This window comes from Sphingomonas sp. AX6, assembly GCF_902506605.1.
Classification (GTDB): Bacteria; Pseudomonadota; Alphaproteobacteria; order Sphingomonadales; family Sphingomonadaceae; genus Sphingomonas.
Genome location: NZ_LR733979.1, coordinates 386,215 through 403,390 on the forward strand (window position 1 = coordinate 386,215; position 17,176 = coordinate 403,390).

The following is a 17,176-nucleotide window of genomic DNA, read 5'->3' on the forward strand; positions in this document are numbered from 1 at the left end:
GCCCTCCTCTCGCCTTGCCTGACACCAAAATCGCCTCCGTCACGTCAATCTCCTGGTTGAGTTTGGACCCTAACCTTCGCGGTGATAGGGGTGGTTGGCAAGGATGCTCGACGCGCGCCAGATCTGCTCGGCTAACATCGCGCGGGCCAGCATGTGGGGCCAAGTCATCCGCCCGAAGCTCAGCAGCAGGTCTGCCTGCGCTCGCTCGGCATCGTCGAACCCGTCGGCAGCCCCGATCATGAAGCGGATCTCGCGGACGCCGTCGTCGCGCCACTCCCCGATCCGGGTCGCCAGTTTGACCGATCCGGGCGACTCGCCGGTTTCGTCGAGCATGACGATCCGCGTGCTGGGTTCGACCGGGGGCAGCTTGCCGCCGGTGTCGGGGAGTTCGGTGATCTTGGTGGGCCAGGACACGCGCTTCAGGTAGCGATCGACAAGTTCCGCCTCTGGCGACCGCCCGATCTTCCCCCGCGCGACGATGTGGATCAGCACGCGGTAACGGCTTCCCAGAGCATCCCATCAACCGCTTGTTTCGAGCGAAGTCGAGAAACGTGACCAAAGCGCCCGATCAACGTTTCTCGACTTCGCTCGAAACGAACGGGAATTGTGGCGGCCCGTTTGCCGCTGCCAGTCCTCACTCCTCCGGCAAAACCGGGGGCGGAGGCGCATCGCCGAACGACCACATGCGTTCCAGATTGTAGAAGCTGCGAACCTCGGGGCGGAACAGGTGGACGATCACGTCGCCGGCGTCGATCAGCACCCAATCGGCATTGGGCAGCCCTTCGATCCGTGACGATCGACCGAACTCGGCCTTGATCTTTTCGGCCAGTTTCTGCGCCATCGAAGCGACCTGACGAGTCGATTTGCCCGATGCGACGACCATGTAATCGGCGATGCTCGATTTGCCCGCAAGCGGGATCGATACGGTTTCCACCGCCTGATCGTCATCCAGCGAAGCGAGGACAAGCGCGTGCAACGCCTCCACCTGATCGGTGTCGGTAGAACGCTGGACATTGGGGGTTGCGGGCATCGGGTTCCTAGAAATCGGGTACGGGCGCGGGGTTTGTAGGTCGTGTGTGCCAGTCGGGATCGGCGGCACGGATTGCCGTTGCGGAAGTTTTATCGGGGCGAAAGGTCAGCAACACCAGCGCCGGCAAACTCCAACTCGTCCAGTTCAACGCCTGACGTGCGGGCCGTCCGTGACGCCGCAGCCAGCCCATCGCGACACTCGCGCGGGCGGTGCGACCATAGCCCGGACGTGCGATCACCGCAATCGGAACCGTCCGCGCGATACCGCGCCAGTCGCGCCAGCGGTGAAATTGCGCCAGATTGTCGCTGCCCATCAGCCAGATGAACTGCGTGTCGGGGTAGAGCCGAACGAGTTTTCTGAGCGTGTCGACCGTGTAGCGCGTGCCCAGTTTCGATTCGATCGCGGTAGCGCGAATGCGGCTGCCGCGCGCCATCCGTTCGGCAGAGGCGAGCCGGGCAGAGAGGGGGGCCATATCGGTCCGCCCATCCTTGAGCGGATTGCCCGGCGACACCAGCCACCACACCTCATCTAGCCCCAGCGCGCGCATAGCGGCCAGCGAAATCGCGCGGTGCCCTTTGTGAGCGGGATTGAAGGAGCCACCGAGCAGGCCGATGCGGGTCATGGTTCGACGAACCAATCCTCGCGTTCGTGACGGATGCGAAGAAGCTGAACGTCGCCGCCGACGATCCGGTAGAGGATGCGGTACGCCGTGTCGGTGACTCGCAGCACGCGGCAATCGGTGCCGAACGGACGACCGCCACGCGGGAAACGTTCCAGAAACAGGGCGCGTGCGCGGATCGACGTCAACGTGCGCAATGCGATCTCGGGATGGGCGCGGTCAGTCAGCCACGCATCGATGGCACGAAGATCATCCAGCGCGGGCTGCGCCCACTCTATCGACTGCATCGTGCCTGATGCGCGGCAATCCGTTCGTCCAGTTCGGCCATTACTTGGTCGTGAGGCACCAGCTCCCCACGATTGGCGGCATCGATGCCCTTCTGGAGAAAGGCCATCATATCGGATTCGCTTTCGGCAATCCGCCGGATCGCCTCTGCAGCGAAATCGGCTCGACTACGACCCTGCGCGGCAGCGACCTGATCGACAAGGTTTAGCGTTTCGGTGTCCAGTCGAGTGGTGATGACCGCGCTCTTGCTCATGGACAGCAATGTATACTTTTGTATTCAGCCGATCAAGCGCGCGTCCGTCCGCCGCCATCGACCAGCCATTTATAAGTGGTCAGGCCTTCCAGTGCGACAGGACCGCGGGCGTGCAGTCTTCCCGTCGATATACCGATTTCCGCACCCAGTCCGAATTCTCCGCCATCGGCAAACTGGGTGGAGGCGTTCCACATCACGATTGCGGAGTCGACGCGCGCCTGAAATTCGGCGGCGCGGTCCGCATCCTCGGTGATGATCGCGTCGGTATGGTGCGAACTGTGCCGGGCGATGTGATCGATCGCGTCTTCCAGCCCATCGACCAGACGCACCGACAGGATCGGTTCGAGATATTCGGTATCCCAATCGTCTTCGTTCACCGGCTTTGCTCGCGGTTCGATCGATCGCACGCCTGCATCGCCGCGAACCTCGCAGCCAGCATCGACAATCGCGGCCAGCACTGGCGCGGGGTCGGCGAATGCCTTGTCGATCAGCAGCGTTTCGGTCGCACCGCAGACCCCGGTGCGGCGCATCTTGGCATTGACCGCAATGTCGCGCGCCATGTCGGCGTCGGCGGCACCGTCGATATAGGTGTGACAGATGCCGTCGAGATGCGCGAGCACCGGCACGCGCGCCTCTTTCTGCACGCGCGCGACTAGGCTCTTGCCGCCGCGCGGCACGATGATGTCGATCAGCCCGTCGGCCTTGAGCATCGCGCCCACCGCCGCGCGGTCCTGCGTCGGCACCAGTTGCACCGCGTCGGCAGGGAGCCCTGCGCTTTCCAATCCGCGCACCAGCGCCGCATGGATCGCGCGGTTCGAATGCACCGCCTCGGTGCCGCCGCGCAGGATCGCGGCATTGCCCGCCATCATCGCCAGTGCGCCGGCGTCGGCGGTGACGTTGGGGCGGCTTTCATAGATGATGCCCACCACGCCCAGCGGCACGCGCACGCGTTTCAACTTCAGACCATTGGCGGGTGTGCTCTGGTCGATCACGTCGCCGACGGGGTCGGGCAGTCCTGCCACTGCTTCGAGCGCGGACGCGATCCCCTCCAGCCGGGCCTCGTCGAGCGCCAGTCGGTCGAGCATTGCATTGGCCAGCCCCTTGTCGCGCCCCGCGGCCAGATCCTTTGCGTTGGCATCGAGGATCGCGGCGGCATCCTCGCGCAGCGCGGCGGCAGCGGCATTGAGCGCGTTCGCCTTTTGCGCAGCCGGGGTGCGGGCGAGGATCGCGGCGGCCTTGCGCGCGCGCTTTCCCATGTCGGTGATCAGGTCGGTCGGATTGGTTGTCGTATCAAGCATGCTGCAAATGCTAACATATCCGAGCCGTAATTGACACCGGAGCGCCCAAAAACCGTCTCGCAAGGTTGCTGTGGTCGCGTTACACCGAAGCGATGAGCGGGGAAATCGAAGGGGTCGGCGATGTCGCGACCGGGGTGTTGCTGGCGCGCGCCGTCGATCGCCAGGCGACGGGATCGGGCACGGGCGAAGGCCTGTGTCTGAACTGCGGCACCGCGCGGATCGGCCCGCATTGCCACGAATGCGGGCAGGGGGGACATATCCACCGTTCGATCGGTGCGATCTGGCACGACCTGCTCCACGGCGTCCTTCATTTCGAAGGCAAGTTGTGGCGCACCTTGCCGCTGTTGACCTTTCGGCCCGGCGAATTGATGCGCCGCTATATCGATGGCGAGCGCGCGCGGTTCGTGTCGCCAATGGCGATGTTCCTGTTTTCGGTGTTCAGCCTGTTCGCGGTGCTGACGATCCTGGGGATCGCGCCTCCCAGTGAAATCAGCGGCAACACCGCACAGGTCCAGGCCGGGCTCGAGCAGCAGCGAACCGCAATGGTCGCACGACGCGACCGCGCCGTCACGACCCGCGACGAGGGCAGTGCCGATGCCGCCGAACGCGCCGAAGCGACGCGCGACATCGCCGAGATCGACGAAGCGATCGCGGCGCTCGACCAGGTCGGCCCGGTGTTCGCGACCCGGACTAACGATAGCGGTCTTCGCACCGGCTGGGCACGGCTCGATAAGGGGATTGAGAAGGCGGAGAAAAATCCTGGGCTGATGCTCTACAAGCTTCAGGCCAACAGTTATAAATTCAGCTGGCTGCTGATCCCCATTTCGATTCCCTTCATCTGGATCATGTTCGCCTGGCGACGCCAATTTCGCGCTTACGACCATGCGGTGTTCGTCACCTATTCGATCGCGTTCATGTCGCTGTTGTTCATCGTGCTGATGCTGCTGAACGCGGCGGGGGTCGCATTTCCGTTGATCGCGACGATCGGCACCTTCGCCCCGGCCATCCATATCTATCGTCAGTTGCGGGGTGGCTATGGCTTGCGCCGCACGACGGCGATCCTCAGGATGCTGGTGCTGACGGCGGTGTCGATTCCGGTGATCATAAGTCTGTTTCTGGTCGCGGTGCTTGGGCTGGGAATCGTCGGTTGACGGCTGCGCATTTGTAGAATCGGTCGATCGGTGCCATATAGGGCGTGCTTCAGTCGCAAATCGACGGTTCCTGGCGCTTTGCGGCACCTCTTTCCTTCTTTCCCTGCCCTTGTCGCACCAGCGGTCCGACACGCGGGCCGTGTGAAACGAAGGAATACCCAAATGATCACCGGAACCGTAAAGTTCTTCAATGCCGACAAGGGCTTTGGCTTCATCAAGCCCGACGGCGAAGGCGATGACGCGTTCGTCCACATTTCGGCAGTCGAGCGTGCAGGCATGCCCACGCTGCGCGAAAATCAGCGCGTGAGCTACGAGCTCGAGCCCGATCGTCGCGGCAAGATGGCGGCCTGCAACCTGCAGCCGGCAGAATAAGCCGAAAAGGGGCCGGGGTGCAGATGCGCTCCGGCCCTTTTCTTTTTCCCAACTCCAATCAGCGAAAGGCGCACACGCATGTCCAGCCCCTCTCTCGCCTATCGCGATCGTGCAGCCCAGGCCCATCAGGAAGCCGAAGCCGCGACCCTCGACAATGTCCGCGACCGGGCGCTGCGCGCCGAAGCCGCCTGGACTCAGATGGCCGAACGGGCCGAACGCGTCGATGCCGCCCGCGCCGAACGCGAGGCGCCGAAGGAAGCCGCCGAGTAAACCAAGGGGTGGCGAAGGCGAAAGCGCAGGTCCGCCCCCGATCACTTGCAGGGGTAGCGGCGCCTCATCATCTCGTAGAACGCCGCCTTGGTGCTGACGCTGCGCCGGGCGGGCGGAATGCCTTCGAACTCGGCGAGCAGTTCCTTGCTCCCCAATTTGCCCTTGCCCTTGGGCGGCGGGCAACTGTGCGGCGCTTTGCCCGCAATGCGCGCGCCTTCGATGTCGCGGCGATAATCGGCCGCCACCGTCATCATGTGGTTTCGCAGCAATTTCAGGTCGGACGAGCCGAGCGCCATCACCCCCTTTGCCTTCAGCGCATTCGCCTTGGTCAGGAATTGATCCACGGTCATCGATTGCGCCGATGCGGCAGCGGGTAACAGGGCCATCAGAGCGGCACCAAGCAGGAGCGATTTCATGGTCGCGATGCTTGCCGCAAAATGTGGTGCGAGCAAGCCCAAAGAAAAGCCGCCCCGCATCGGTGGCGGAACGGCTTTAGAACAGTGCGTGCAGCGTGCCGTTCAGGCGGGTTGCGGATTTCCGAACGGCCCCTTTGGACGCCGCGTCTTGGGGATGGACGTGCCCGCCGCGACAACCGATGCCGCCTTGGCACCCGGATCGCCGCGTCCGATATCCTCGCCCGCGATCAGACGCTTGATTTCGTCGCCCGACAGCGTTTCATACTCGAGCAGCGCGCCAGCCAGCGTGTGAAGCTGGTCGATATGCTGAGTCAGCAGGTCGCGAGCGCGCTTCAGCCCACCCTCTACCGTAGCGCGGATTTCATGGTCGATCAGTTGCGCCGTTTCGTTCGACATGCGCGCGGGCTGAGACGAGGAATAACCCAGATAGGTCTCCCCCTCGGGCTGGGCATATTCTACGGGTCCGACCTTGTCCGACATGCCCCATTTGGTGATCATGTCGCGCGCCAAGCCGGTTGCATATTGAATGTCACCACTCGCACCCGACGACACCTTGTCGTGGCCGAAGATGATTTCCTCGGCGACGCGACCGCCCATGGCCACGGCGAGGTTCGCGTACATCTTGTCGCGGTGATAGCTGTACGAATCGCGTTCTGGCAGGCGCATCACCATGCCCAGCGCGCGGCCGCGCGGAATGATCGTCGCCTTGTGAATGGGGTCCGATGCCGGTTCGTGGACGCTGACGATCGCGTGGCCCGCCTCGTGATAGGCGGTCATCCGCTTTTCGTCCTCGGTCATGACCATCGAACGCCGCTCGGCGCCCATCATGACCTTGTCCTTGGCTTCCTCGAACTCGCTCATCGCGACCAGGCGCTTGCCCTTGCGCGCGGCGGTCAGCGCCGCCTCGTTGACCAGGTTGGCGAGGTCCGCGCCAGAGAAGCCCGGCGTGCCGCGCGCGATGGTGCGTGCATCGACGTCGGGGGCAAGCGGCGTCTTTTTCATATGGACTTCGAGGATCTTGATCCGGCCCTCGATATCGGGACGCGGCACCACGACCTGGCGATCGAACCGGCCCGGACGCAGCAATGCGGGGTCGAGCACGTCGGGACGGTTGGTGGCGGCGATAATGATGATGCCTTCGTTCGCCTCGAAGCCGTCCATTTCGACGAGCAACTGGTTCAGCGTCTGTTCGCGCTCGTCATTGCCATTCCCCAGCCCTGCGCCACGGTGACGACCCACCGCGTCGATTTCGTCGATGAAGACGATGCAGGGGGCGGATTTCTTGGCCTGTTCGAACATATCCCTGACACGGGACGCGCCGACGCCGACGAACATTTCGACGAAGTCCGAACCCGAAATGGTGAAGAACGGCACGCCCGCCTCGCCCGCGATCGCGCGTGCGAGCAGCGTCTTGCCGGTGCCGGGCGAGCCGACGAGCAGCGCGCCCTTCGGAATCTTGCCGCCCAGTCGCGCGAATTTCGTCGGATCCTTCAGGAACTCGACGATTTCCTCGAGTTCCTCGCGCGCCTCGTCGATGCCCGCGACATCGGCGAAGGTGACCTTCCCTTCCTTTTGCGTCAGCAGCTTGGCTTTGGATTTGCCGAAGCCCATCGCGCCGCCGCCTGAATTCTTCTGCATCTGCCGCAGGACGAAGATCGCGATGCCGATGAACAGCAGGAAGGGCAGCGACTGAACCAGCAGATATTGCCAGATGGACGGGCCTTCCTCGGGTCGCGCGTTGATCGTCACGCCCTTTTCGCGGAGATTCTGGATAAGGTTGGGGTCGGAAAGCGTGTTCGTCGTGAATTGCTGATCGTTCGCCAGCGTGCCGGTGATGCGGTCCTTGGTGACGTTGACCTCGCGCACTTCGCCCGCCTCGACCCGGTCGAGGAATTGAGAATAGGCGATCGAATTGCCGGCCGCGGCCGAATTGCGACCGTCGAACATCGACACGAACAAAGCGAGCGCGAGCAGGATGCCGACCCACACCAGCAGGCTCTTCATCCAGGGATTGCCGCCGCCGCCATTGTCGCCCCCGCCATTGTTGCCGCCGGGCTGCTGCTGCTTGTCGTTGTCGTTCATCGAATCCGGATACCTTCTCGTACGCCGATCAAGATAGGCGAGCGCAGGTTAATGGCAATGGAACGGGCGATGAATTCGGGCAATCAGTGTGATCGCCGCGGTGGTGCCGGCCCGAAATGCCAGATCAGGGCCTTGGGCGTCACCTTGATTCCGGCCTGCGTCGCCGCATTACCCTGTTCGAGCGCATCGAGCAGCGGTTCGATGTTGGTTGCGGGAGTGAATGCGGGCGAATCGATGCCTTCTTCGACGCGCACCCGTTCGATCGCTCGACGCGCCATCAGTCGGCGGACGCCGCGCGGCAGCCCGGCTGTGTCGAAGTCGCGCGGCGCAACTTTGCGGGTTTCGACCAGCCAGTCGGCGATCGCGTTCAGATCGCGCTCAGCCTCTGCCAGATGCGATGCCGAGCGCGCCAGCGCCGCAGCGGGCAATTCTGGAGTCGCGGCCAGAAGCGTGCGGAAATGCGCGCGATCGAATCGTGGATCGAGGTTGGAGGGATCGTCGACATGGGGGATACCGCCCGCCGCGGCCACCGCCAGCAACTCCGCGCGGCGCCAAAACAACAGCGGACGCACGATCGGCACGCGGTTCGGCGCGGCGTTGCGTGCGCGCACGCCAGACAGCCCTGCGAGCCCCGATCCGCGCGCGGCGCGCATCAGGAAGGTCTCGGCCTGATCGTCGGCATGATGGCCGGTGACGATCGCGAGGGCATTGGCGGTTCGCGCCCAGTCATCAAGCAACGCATAACGCTGGCTGCGTGCCCAGTCGTGTAGATTGGAAGCGGCGGGTAGGGTTTCGCGAACGGTCAGAATGTCATGCGGGGTTCCCGCTGGCGCGCACCACTCGGCAACCATTGCGGCTTCGTCGGCTGCTTCGGCGCGCAGGCCGTGATCGACGGTGGCTGCGATTGCCGCGCCGGGGAAGGCGGCGGCGGCCAGCGCCAACATCGCCATGCTGTCGGGTCCGCCGGAGACGGCGAGCGCGAGCGGTGCGGCAGCGGAAGGATCGCGATCCAGCAACGCGCGGCAATCGTCTCGGAACCGGGCGATCAGGGGATCAGGCAGCACGCGGCAACTCTGTTGTGATGTGGGCACCGGCCTTTTTCCCGGTGCCCAGCCTGAGCGCAGAGCCCTCGGCCCGGCCTGTTCCTAGCTGCACCGCGCCGCAGTACGACCGCGGGTGATGTCGGCCTTCATGCTTCCCGAAATCCGCGTCGGATAGACTTCCTCCAGCTCGGCATAAACGTCGCACGCTTCGGACGGTTTCTTCAACTGGACCAGCGCTTGCGCCAGATAGAACAGGCTGTCCGCCGCGCGCTCGCCATCGGGCATCTTCTTGTAATTGTCGTAGAAGGCGATCGACGCCAGGCTCGGCTTGCCGTCGTCGAGATAGGACCGTCCGATCAGATTCTGGGCATAGCTGGCGCGGCGGTGCGTCGGGTTCTTGTCCACCACCTGTTTCAGTGCGGCCTGCGCTTCGGGGTAGAGCTGCGCCTGCCACAAACGGAATCCATAAGTGTATTGATCCTCGACCGCATCGCCGGTGTCGGGCTTTTGTACGGCGGCAATGGCTTCGCGGCGCGCGGGGCTGGCGGCAGTCGTCGCGGTCGATGCGGAAACGCGCGGCGGGTTGGCTGCGGCCGGGCCACCGCTACCGTTCGTCGTTGCGGCGGGCGCGCTGCCCATGCCGGACAGCTTTGCGTCGGTGGCGCGCTTATAGGCCTCGAACTGCTGTTCGAGCTGGCGGATGCGGTATTCGCCTTGCTCGATCTGGCCGGTGATCGTCTGGAACTGGCTTTCGATCGCGCTGACCCGGCTTTCCAGATTGGAAATCGCGCCGGTCGCGGGCGAGCCCAGAATGTTGGTTTGCATCTGCGGCGCGGTGATGTCGGGCGTGACGATCTGTCCCGATCCGCCCGGAAACACCTTGCGCTGCACCGCGCGCATTTCGCGTTCCAGCCGGTCCACCCGGCCCTCGACCGCGCTCTGGGCGAGCGCGGGTGCGCTCCACGCCGAACCCGACGCCAATAGTGCAAGAGCCATGAAACTGCGCATCGACACCCCCCAGGTGCTGGTTGTTCGTGAAAGCGGCTATAACTGACAGATGCCAGCTTTCGCCAGCATTAAGCAGATGATGACGTCAGGGCGTCAGCCGGGATCGGATGCGGATGTCGCAACCCCAGGGCTGGCACCAGCGCCCCGCGCCTGAAGCGTCGCGGCACTCACGCCGACATTCTGGATCGCCTGACGCCCATCGCCGAGCGGCGGCACCACCGATCCATTCACGCGTACCTCGATCTGGTCGGCGCGACCGGTGTTGATCATCGGATTGTTGGCGGTCGCAGGCACATCATATTGTTCGCCTGCTTCCATCGTCTTCATCAGCAATGTCGTCCCTGCCGAATCATAGACACGGACCCACACTTCGTCGGTGGCGGTCAGCGTAACCTGACCCCCGGTCGCGGCGGGGGCTGCGGTGGCGACGGGGGCGGGCGTGGCCTCGCTTTGCGCGACTTCGGGGGTGGGCGGCGCGTCGCTGGTGCGGAACAGGTCGGTGCCATAGAAAATGCCGACCGCGATCAGCAGCAGCACCGCGACGACTACGCCGCCAACCACCACGCCGGGCGCGGGCATTCGGCGCGGATCGCTCGCTTCGTAGATTTCGCGCACCGGTCGCGAATAGGTCTGGCTAAGCTCACCGCGCAGATCGCGGCCCAGCTCTACGGTATCGACGCCGACGGTGCGGGCGTAAGCCTTGGCGAAGCCCATCGCATAGGTCGTGGCGGGCAACGCATTGTAATCGCCGGTCTCGATCGCGGCCAAATGACGCTGGGGGATGCGGGTGCGCTGGGCGATTTCGCTCAGGTCGAGGCCTTGGGCCTCTCGCGCGTCGCGCAGGCGTTCGCCAACGGTGCGCGGACCTTGCGGCGCGGTGTCGGCGAGTTCGCCCTGTTCCATGAATGTCTCCCACCCGGGGTGTGCGACCAGATGCCCCGATTGTGCGGTGTCTCTTAGCAGCCAGGCGCTGTCAACGCGAGCCCAAGTCGCCTCGTCGTCCGATCAAGCCAGTTCGACGCCATTGTCCTGAGCCCAGGCGGTCAGCGCCGCGCGCATATCGGCAGGCGGCGTGTCGAGCAGCGCGTGAAGCGCGGGTTTCAGCGCGGCGCGGTCGAGGCTGCGGACCATCGCCTTGATCGGGCCGATCGCGGCAGGCGTGATCGACAGCCGGTCGATGCCGAGCGCAATCAGCGTCATCGCCTCGAGCGGACGCCCGCCCATTTCGCCGCACACCGCGATCGGCACGCCCGCTTCGTGGCATTCACGCGACACTCGGCGCAGGAAGCGCAGGATGGATGGGCTTAGCCAATCATAGCGCAACGCGAGCTTGGGGTGCGCGCGGTCGGCGGCAAACAGGAACTGGGTCAGGTCGTTGGTCCCGACCGACAGGAAATCGATCTTGGGTAGCAATATGTCGAGCACCTCGGCCAAGGCCGGCACTTCCAGCATCGCACCGAAACGGATTTCGTTGGGCACTTTTTTCCCGCGTGCGATCAGCCATTCGCGCTGTGCATCGAAAATCGCCTTGGCCTCGTCGAATTCCCACGGTTCGGACACCATGGGGAACATGACGTTGAGCGTGCGTCCGGCGGCGGCCTCCAGCAATGCGCGCGCCTGCGCCTTCATCAACCCACCGCGATCGAGCGCCAGGCGCAGCGCGCGCCAGCCCATCGCCGGATTTTCCTCCTCCCCGCCTTCGTCATGGTCGAGATAAGGGAGTGCCTTGTCGCCGCCGATATCGACGGTGCGGAAGATCACCGGGCGGTGCTCGCCCGCTGCGTCCAGCACATCCTTGTATAAACGCTGCTGACGCTCGCGCTGGGGCAGCGTGGCCGACACCAGAAACTGGAATTCGGTGCGGAACAGGCCGATGCCGTCGGCACCCGTCAGGTCGAGCGCGGCGACATCGTCGCGCAATCCGGCATTGACCATCAGCGTCACGCGGTGGCCGTCGGTGGTCACGGGCGGCTCGCTTTTGAGCGCTGCAAATGCCGCGCGCCGCCTCTGGCTGATCTCGAGCTTCGCCTCGAATGCCTCGTCCATCGCGGGCGTGGGGCGGACGACGACGTTTTCGCTATTCACGTCGAGCAGCAGCCGGTCGCCCTCGGCGATCAGGCGGCGGACCTCGCGGACGCGGCCCAGCACCGGCACGCCCATCGCGCGGGCGACGATGGTAACGTGCGCGGTTAGCGACCCTTCCTCCAGGATCACACCCTTCAGACGGCGGCGATCATATTCGAGCAGCTCGGCCGGACCCAGGTTGCGCGCGATCAGGATCGTGTCCTGCCTCAACCCCATTTGCGCCGCGGTGCCCATCTGGCCCGATACGGTGCGGAGCAACCGGTTGGAGAGATCCTCCAGATCGTGCATCCGGTCGGCAAGCAAGGGGTCGGCGATTTCGCGCATCCGCATCCGCGTGCGTTGCTGGACGCGCTCGATCGCGGCTTCGGCGGTCAGGCCTGAATCGATCGCCTCGTTGATTCGCCGCGACCAACCCTCATCATAGGCGAACATCTTGTAGGTCGCGAGAACCTCTTCATGCTCGCCCGCCGCGCCGAATTCGGCCTGGCTGGTCATCCGGTCGATCTGTTCGCGCATCTTGTCGAACGCGGCATAGACGCGGTGGCGCTCGGCTTCAGTATCCTCGGCCACCGTGTGTTCGATGGTGATGCGCGGCTGGTGGAACACGGCGAACCCTGCCGCCATGCCGTCAACCAGCTTGAAACCGGGCACGCGCACCGGTGCGGTCGATTGCGGTTTGGCCTGGCCGCCGCCTTCGTGCCCGTCGATCAGCCCGGCATTGGCGATCAGTTCGGACAGCACCATCGCAACGGTCTGAAGCGCTTCGATCTCGACATCGTCATATTTGCGCGATTCGGCATGCTGGACCGCCAGCACGCCCACCGCGCGCTCGCGCCGGATGATCGGGACGCCGGCAAAGCTGTGAAAGCGTTCTTCGCCGGTTTCCGGCCGATAGGCGAAGTCGGGATGCGCGGCAGCTTCGTCCAGATTGAGCGTTTCGATATTGCCCGCGATGGTGCCGACCAGCCCTTCGCCGACCGCCAGCTTGGTGACGTGAACCGCCGCCTCGTCCAGTCCGCGCGTCGCGAACAGTTCCAGCACGCCTTCGCGAAGCAGATAGATCGAGCAAACCTCGCTATCCAGCGCCTCGCCGATGATCCCGACGACGCCGTTCAGCTTGGCCTGCGCATTGGTCCTGGCCGCCATCACATCGTGCAGGCGGGTCAGGATTTCGCGTGCAGAGGCAACGGCGGTCGTGGGCATGCGCTTGGGCTAACAGAAAGGCGCGCTGGGCGGCAAGCGACGCATCGCTGCGCCGCGTGCAATTATTGCTTTAGCGTCAGGGTTCGGGGGTGCCCGGAACCTGCTGGACGATGGGGGTCGACGGGGCGAAGCGCACCGCGCCCGCCGGGGCGGGTGACGCTGCGCCGACCGCGACTGCGGGCGCACCGCCGGGTTGTTTTGCCTGCCACGCTGCCAGATCGACGCGATAGCGATTATATTCGCCCCAGAAATCGGCAAAGGGCTGGTCGATCCGGGCAATGGCCGTGCGCGCGAAACCCTCGAACGCATCGGGCGCCACGGTTGCAACCTCGGCCAGCACCGGTACTGCCGCTTCGCAGAAGCTGCGCTGGGCAGGGGGCTGCGCGAAATAATTATAGAGCCGTGTCATCGTATCGTCGAATCGGTCCTGCCAGTCGCCGCCGCCGCTGCGATATTCGCCCTCTAACGATTTGAACGCAGTCGCCAGCGCGGTCTTATGGGTCTGGAGCATCGCATTATACTGATCCGAGGACGCGCCGCCGCACTGAAGTGCAGCGACATTCAGTCCCGAACGCAAATGCCAGATGCTGGCCGGACCCGACAGGTTGCGATTGGGGGTGGCGAAGCTGCCATCGGGAAGCGGTGTCGGGATGGCGAGCCGCGCCGCAGAGCCACGGGGCGGTTTGGGCATGACGAGCGGCGCGGGCGGTGGTGGCGGGGTGACGGCGATGATCTCGACCGGTTTCTGGGCGCAGCCCGCGAGCAGGCCGATGCCGACCAGCGCGGCCAGCGTGGACGCGCGAAGTGACCGCGATTGGTTGGACTGCTGCATTGAAATGCCCCCTTATACTCAAACAATCCGTGCTCCCGCGCAGGCGGGAGCCCAGAGTTACTGGTCGTTGCGCGTCGTTACCCTGGGCTCCCGCCTAAGCGGGAGCAGGGTGGCTAGAATATTCTGCGTCCTCATCGCCCCAATGCCCGATCGAGCGTCGCAAGCGACCGTACCGCATATCGCGGCAGGTCGCCGCGTTCCACGGTGGCGATTTCGACCAGGACCGGCCCAGCCGCGGCGCAAAAGGCGCGTTCGCCGCGCGGATGCGCGACATGGTTGTAAAGCTGGGTTTGGCGTTGGTCGAACCGGACCTGCCAGTCGCCACCGCCGCGGCGATATTCGCGCTGCAACCGCGACTGCGCGCGCGCGAACGATCGGCTGTGAACCTTGAGCATCCTATTGTAGCGATCGGGTGCGTCGCCCCCGCATTTGAGTGCGGCGACGTTCAACATGCCGCGCAGATTCCACAGCGTCCCCGCCGCCGACAGCCCGGCATTGGGACCGGCATAGATCGTCTCGTCCGGTCCCTGAGCCGTGAGCCGCTCGCGGCCAGAGCCGCAGGCGGTCAGCGCCGCGATCAAAGCGAGGGGGACTAGGAAGCGGCTTGATTTCATTGCCCTTTAGTCACCCCTAGCTGGAAAACGCGCGACGGCCCTGCGACAGAGCGACCGGCTTTTGCGGTGCGCGTCACCCCATCACCGACGTCACCCCGGCCGAAGTGCCGGGGTCCACTATGCCGCTTGCACAGCATTCAACCTTAAAACGCGAACCCAGCCGCCCGGTGGACCCCGGCACTTGGGCCGGGGTGACGGGTGGAGGATGCCGCGTGTCTCTCACCGTAACCCGATTGATTACGCAGCCCGCTTCTCGAGCGCATGTGCCGCCTCGGCCATCAGCGTGGCGAGGATATCGGCCAGCGGCTCTTCCTTCGTGACCATGCCGACCGACTGGCCCGCCATCACCGATCCGTTCTCGACATCGCCGTCGATCACTGCGCGGCGCAGCGCGCCTGCCCAATAATGTTCGATCTGGAGCTGGGCCTCCATCATCTCGACCTTGCCTTCGTCGAGCAAAGTGGCGACTTCGCGCTGCTTTGCGGTGAACAATTCGCCCGCTGCGTTCTTCAACGCGCGCACCGGAATGACCGGAAGCCGCGGGTCGATCTGCACCGACGCGGTGGCATCACGGGCAGAGGCGCGGATGAACGCCTTTTTGAAATTGGCGTGGGCGATGCTTTCGGTCGCGCAAACGAACCGCGTGCCAAGCTGCACGCCCGCCGCGCCCTGATCGAGATAGCCCGCAATTGCCTCTCCGCGCCCGATGCCGCCTGCGACGAACACCGGCACCTGTTCGGCGACTTCGGGCAGGATTTCCTGCGCCAGCACGCTGGTCGAAACCGGGCCGATATGGCCCCCCGCTTCCATCCCCTCGACCACCAGCGCATCGACGCCCGACCGGATCAGCTTCTTTGCCAGCGATAACGCAGGCGCGAAGCAGATGACCTTGGCGCCCGTCGCCTTGATCGCCTCGAGCGATCCCTTGGGCGGCAACCCGCCTGCCAGCACGACATGGCCGACCTTGTGCTTTCCGCACACCTCGATCAACGCGAACAAATCGGGGTGCATGGTGATCAGGTTCACGCCGAACGGCTTTGACGTCATGGCTTTCGTCGCGGCGATTTCGGCATCGAGCAGTTCGACCGTCATCGCGCCGCACGCGATCACCCCAAATCCGCCTGCGTTCGACATCGCCGACACCAGATTGCGTTCGGACACCCAGGACATGGCCCCCGCCATGATCGCAACTTCAGAGCCGAGAAATTCGATGCCGCGTGCCATTCGGCGCTGAAGGCGTTCGGCGCCCACTGATGCTGTTTGGTTCATGGCACCTCGCCTAGCCGCGAAACGCTTGGCACGGCAAGCGCCGTTCCGGGGTTCGCACGCGCGGCTCATGAGGTTAGAAGCCGCTGCCAGTTCAGGGAGTATCGCCATGTTCGACCGCCGCCGCCTGTTGACCGCCGCCGCCGCGCTGCCGCTTGCGGCGTGCGCCACACGTTATAGCGCGGGCTCGACGACGACTCTCAAGGTCATGACGCTCAACATCTGGCACGATGCGGGCGACTGGCCGACGCGGTTGAAATTGATCGCCGATGTACTGCGCGCAAGCGACGCCGATGTGATCGCGCTTCAGGAGATATTGGAGGACAAGGCGAAGAACCTGCCCAACCAGGCCGATACGATCGCCGCGTTGCTCGATGGCTACAGCGTGAATTTCACTGCGGTCGATCCCGAAGGATCGCCCAAACGCTATGGCAATGCGATCCTGTCGCGGCTGCCGGTGATCGAGACCGCGACGAAAAAGCTGGAGCCTTTGAACGATTTCCGTACCGCGATCCGCGCACGCGTCGATGTCGGCGGGCGTGTGGTGGATGTGGTCAACACCCACCTTGCGCATCAGCCCGATGCCGGACCGATGCGCGCCCGCCAGATCACCGACCTGCTCGCCTGGTTGCCGACCAACGGCACGCCTTTGGTCGTGATGGGCGATTTCAACGCGCCGCTGGAGGATTCGGGGCTTGCCGGGCTGGCTGCGCGCGGCCTGCAAACCGCACTGCCGCCGGGTGCGGCGCAGACCACGCTGGTCACGTCACGCGGCCACAGCGCGCGGGTGATCGATCACATTTTCGTCGAGCGCGATCGGTTCACGGTCAACGACGCGCGCACCATCGCTGACCAGCCGGTGGGCGGCGAATATCCGTCGGACCATTATGGGGTCGCGGCGACGCTCGCCTTGCGTTGAAAAGACGCGCGCGGCAGGATCGACCACGCCCTGTTTGATAGCGGAGCCGGTTTGATGAGTTTTAAGTTTATCCTGCCTGCCCTCTTCGCCTTGCTTGCCACACCTTCAATGACGGCAGCCGGGCAATCCCCGCATGACGATTTCGGCGGCGCGACCGCGCTCAACCGGGCCGAATGGTTCAAGGCCGAAGATTATCCCGAATCGGCGCTCTACAATGAGCGTCAGGGAACGGTTTACGTTGCGTTCGACATCCTGCCCGATGGCAGGGCGAGCGGATGCACCGTCGCGAGAACGAGCGGTCATGCCGATCTCGACCGCCACGCCTGTCGCCTGATTCAGAATCGCGCGCGGTTTCGGCCCGCGACCGATACGGCGGGCAATGCCGTGCCCGCGAAGGGCAAGACCCGGTTCGTGTACGCGCTGAGCTGAA

20 protein-coding genes are annotated in these 17,176 nt (G+C 64.6%); 5 read left to right on the forward strand and 15 right to left on the reverse strand.

What is annotated here, in order from left to right:
• Positions 1 to 69 precede the first annotated feature (69 nt).
• From ENHY17A_RS01875 to ENHY17A_RS01900, 6 genes are all read right to left on the reverse strand, one after another.
• Complete coding sequence (locus ENHY17A_RS01875; RefSeq protein WP_159709550.1) at positions 70 to 492, reverse strand: 23S rRNA (pseudouridine(1915)-N(3))-methyltransferase RlmH; 423 nt, start codon at positions 490 to 492, stop codon at positions 70 to 72.
• Positions 493 to 634: 142 nt separating this feature from the next.
• Entirely contained in the window at positions 635 to 1,030 is a 396-nt protein-coding gene (gene rsfS / locus ENHY17A_RS01880; protein WP_159709552.1) for a ribosome silencing factor, read from the reverse strand.
• 7 nt (positions 1,031 to 1,037) lie between these two features.
• On the reverse strand, positions 1,038 to 1,652 hold the full coding sequence (locus tag ENHY17A_RS01885; protein WP_159709554.1) for a nicotinate-nucleotide adenylyltransferase: 615 nt from the start codon (positions 1,650 to 1,652) through the stop codon (positions 1,038 to 1,040).
• Entirely contained in the window at positions 1,649 to 1,936 is a 288-nt protein-coding gene (locus ENHY17A_RS01890) for a type II toxin-antitoxin system RelE/ParE family toxin (protein WP_159709556.1), read from the reverse strand. Before ENHY17A_RS01890 ends, ENHY17A_RS01885 begins: the two co-directional genes overlap by 4 nt.
• A complete protein-coding gene (locus tag ENHY17A_RS01895; protein WP_201296326.1) occupies positions 1,924 to 2,187 on the reverse strand; it encodes a CopG family ribbon-helix-helix protein in 264 nt (87 codons plus the stop codon). Before ENHY17A_RS01895 ends, ENHY17A_RS01890 begins: the two co-directional genes overlap by 13 nt.
• Before the next feature lie 32 nt (positions 2,188 to 2,219).
• Positions 2,220 to 3,485, reverse strand: a complete 1,266-nt coding sequence (locus ENHY17A_RS01900) for a glutamate-5-semialdehyde dehydrogenase (RefSeq protein WP_159709558.1) — start codon at positions 3,483 to 3,485, stop codon at positions 2,220 to 2,222.
• Positions 3,486 to 3,577: 92 nt separating this feature from the next.
• Here ENHY17A_RS01900 and ENHY17A_RS01905 point away from each other — a divergent pair, with 92 nt between their 5' ends.
• The 3 genes from ENHY17A_RS01905 to ENHY17A_RS01915 all read left to right on the forward strand — a co-directional run bounded on the left by ENHY17A_RS01905 (position 3,578) and on the right by ENHY17A_RS01915 (position 5,278).
• On the forward strand, positions 3,578 to 4,636 hold the full coding sequence (locus tag ENHY17A_RS01905; protein WP_159709560.1) for a DUF3667 domain-containing protein: 1,059 nt from the start codon (positions 3,578 to 3,580) through the stop codon (positions 4,634 to 4,636).
• Positions 4,637 to 4,798: 162 nt separating this feature from the next.
• Positions 4,799 to 5,008, forward strand: a complete 210-nt coding sequence (locus ENHY17A_RS01910; RefSeq protein WP_159709562.1) for a cold-shock protein — start codon at positions 4,799 to 4,801, stop codon at positions 5,006 to 5,008.
• A gap of 78 nt (positions 5,009 to 5,086) precedes the next feature.
• Positions 5,087 to 5,278: a hypothetical protein gene (locus ENHY17A_RS01915; protein ID WP_159709564.1), complete on the forward strand. Its 192-nt coding sequence runs from the start codon at positions 5,087 to 5,089 to the stop codon at positions 5,276 to 5,278.
• A 41-nt stretch (positions 5,279 to 5,319) separates the two neighbouring features.
• Here the strand turns inward: ENHY17A_RS01915 and ENHY17A_RS01920 are convergent, their stop codons facing one another.
• The 9 genes from ENHY17A_RS01920 to ENHY17A_RS01960 all read right to left on the reverse strand — a co-directional run bounded on the left by ENHY17A_RS01920 (position 5,320) and on the right by ENHY17A_RS01960 (position 15,830).
• Complete coding sequence (locus tag ENHY17A_RS01920; protein WP_236547693.1) at positions 5,320 to 5,694, reverse strand: hypothetical protein; 375 nt, start codon at positions 5,692 to 5,694, stop codon at positions 5,320 to 5,322.
• A gap of 102 nt (positions 5,695 to 5,796) precedes the next feature.
• Positions 5,797 to 7,776, reverse strand: a complete 1,980-nt coding sequence (gene ftsH / locus ENHY17A_RS01925) for an ATP-dependent zinc metalloprotease FtsH (protein ID WP_159709566.1) — start codon at positions 7,774 to 7,776, stop codon at positions 5,797 to 5,799.
• A gap of 83 nt (positions 7,777 to 7,859) precedes the next feature.
• Positions 7,860 to 8,840, reverse strand: coding sequence for a tRNA lysidine(34) synthetase TilS (gene tilS, locus ENHY17A_RS01930; RefSeq protein WP_236547694.1), 981 nt, complete (start codon positions 8,838 to 8,840; stop codon positions 7,860 to 7,862).
• 81 nt (positions 8,841 to 8,921) lie between these two features.
• On the reverse strand, positions 8,922 to 9,815 hold the full coding sequence (locus tag ENHY17A_RS01935) for a tetratricopeptide repeat protein (RefSeq protein ID WP_328799121.1): 894 nt from the start codon (positions 9,813 to 9,815) through the stop codon (positions 8,922 to 8,924).
• Positions 9,816 to 9,920: 105 nt separating this feature from the next.
• Positions 9,921 to 10,730 carry a helix-turn-helix domain-containing protein gene (locus ENHY17A_RS01940; RefSeq protein ID WP_159709572.1) on the reverse strand — a complete coding sequence of 270 codons (810 nt, stop codon included), beginning with the start codon at positions 10,728 to 10,730 and terminating at the stop codon, positions 9,921 to 9,923.
• A gap of 102 nt (positions 10,731 to 10,832) precedes the next feature.
• Positions 10,833 to 13,115: a phosphoenolpyruvate--protein phosphotransferase gene (gene ptsP / locus ENHY17A_RS01945; RefSeq protein ID WP_159709574.1), complete on the reverse strand. Its 2,283-nt coding sequence runs from the start codon at positions 13,113 to 13,115 to the stop codon at positions 10,833 to 10,835.
• A gap of 76 nt (positions 13,116 to 13,191) precedes the next feature.
• The gene (locus tag ENHY17A_RS01950) at positions 13,192 to 13,947 is read right to left on the reverse strand and encodes a hypothetical protein (protein WP_159709576.1); all 756 of its coding nucleotides are present in this window, start codon (positions 13,945 to 13,947) and stop codon (positions 13,192 to 13,194) included.
• A 131-nt stretch (positions 13,948 to 14,078) separates the two neighbouring features.
• Positions 14,079 to 14,561: a hypothetical protein gene (locus ENHY17A_RS01955; protein ID WP_159709578.1), complete on the reverse strand. Its 483-nt coding sequence runs from the start codon at positions 14,559 to 14,561 to the stop codon at positions 14,079 to 14,081.
• Between the two features lie 237 nt (positions 14,562 to 14,798).
• A complete protein-coding gene (locus ENHY17A_RS01960; protein WP_201296327.1) occupies positions 14,799 to 15,830 on the reverse strand; it encodes an NAD(P)H-dependent flavin oxidoreductase in 1,032 nt (343 codons plus the stop codon).
• 106 nt (positions 15,831 to 15,936) lie between these two features.
• On the opposite strand from ENHY17A_RS01960, the gene ENHY17A_RS01965 reads away from it, so the two are divergent.
• A complete protein-coding gene (locus ENHY17A_RS01965) occupies positions 15,937 to 16,746 on the forward strand; it encodes an endonuclease/exonuclease/phosphatase family protein (protein ID WP_159709580.1) in 810 nt (269 codons plus the stop codon).
• A gap of 54 nt (positions 16,747 to 16,800) precedes the next feature.
• On the forward strand, positions 16,801 to 17,175 hold the full coding sequence (locus ENHY17A_RS01970) for an energy transducer TonB (protein WP_159709582.1): 375 nt from the start codon (positions 16,801 to 16,803) through the stop codon (positions 17,173 to 17,175).
• Position 17,176: the final 1 nt, after the last annotated feature.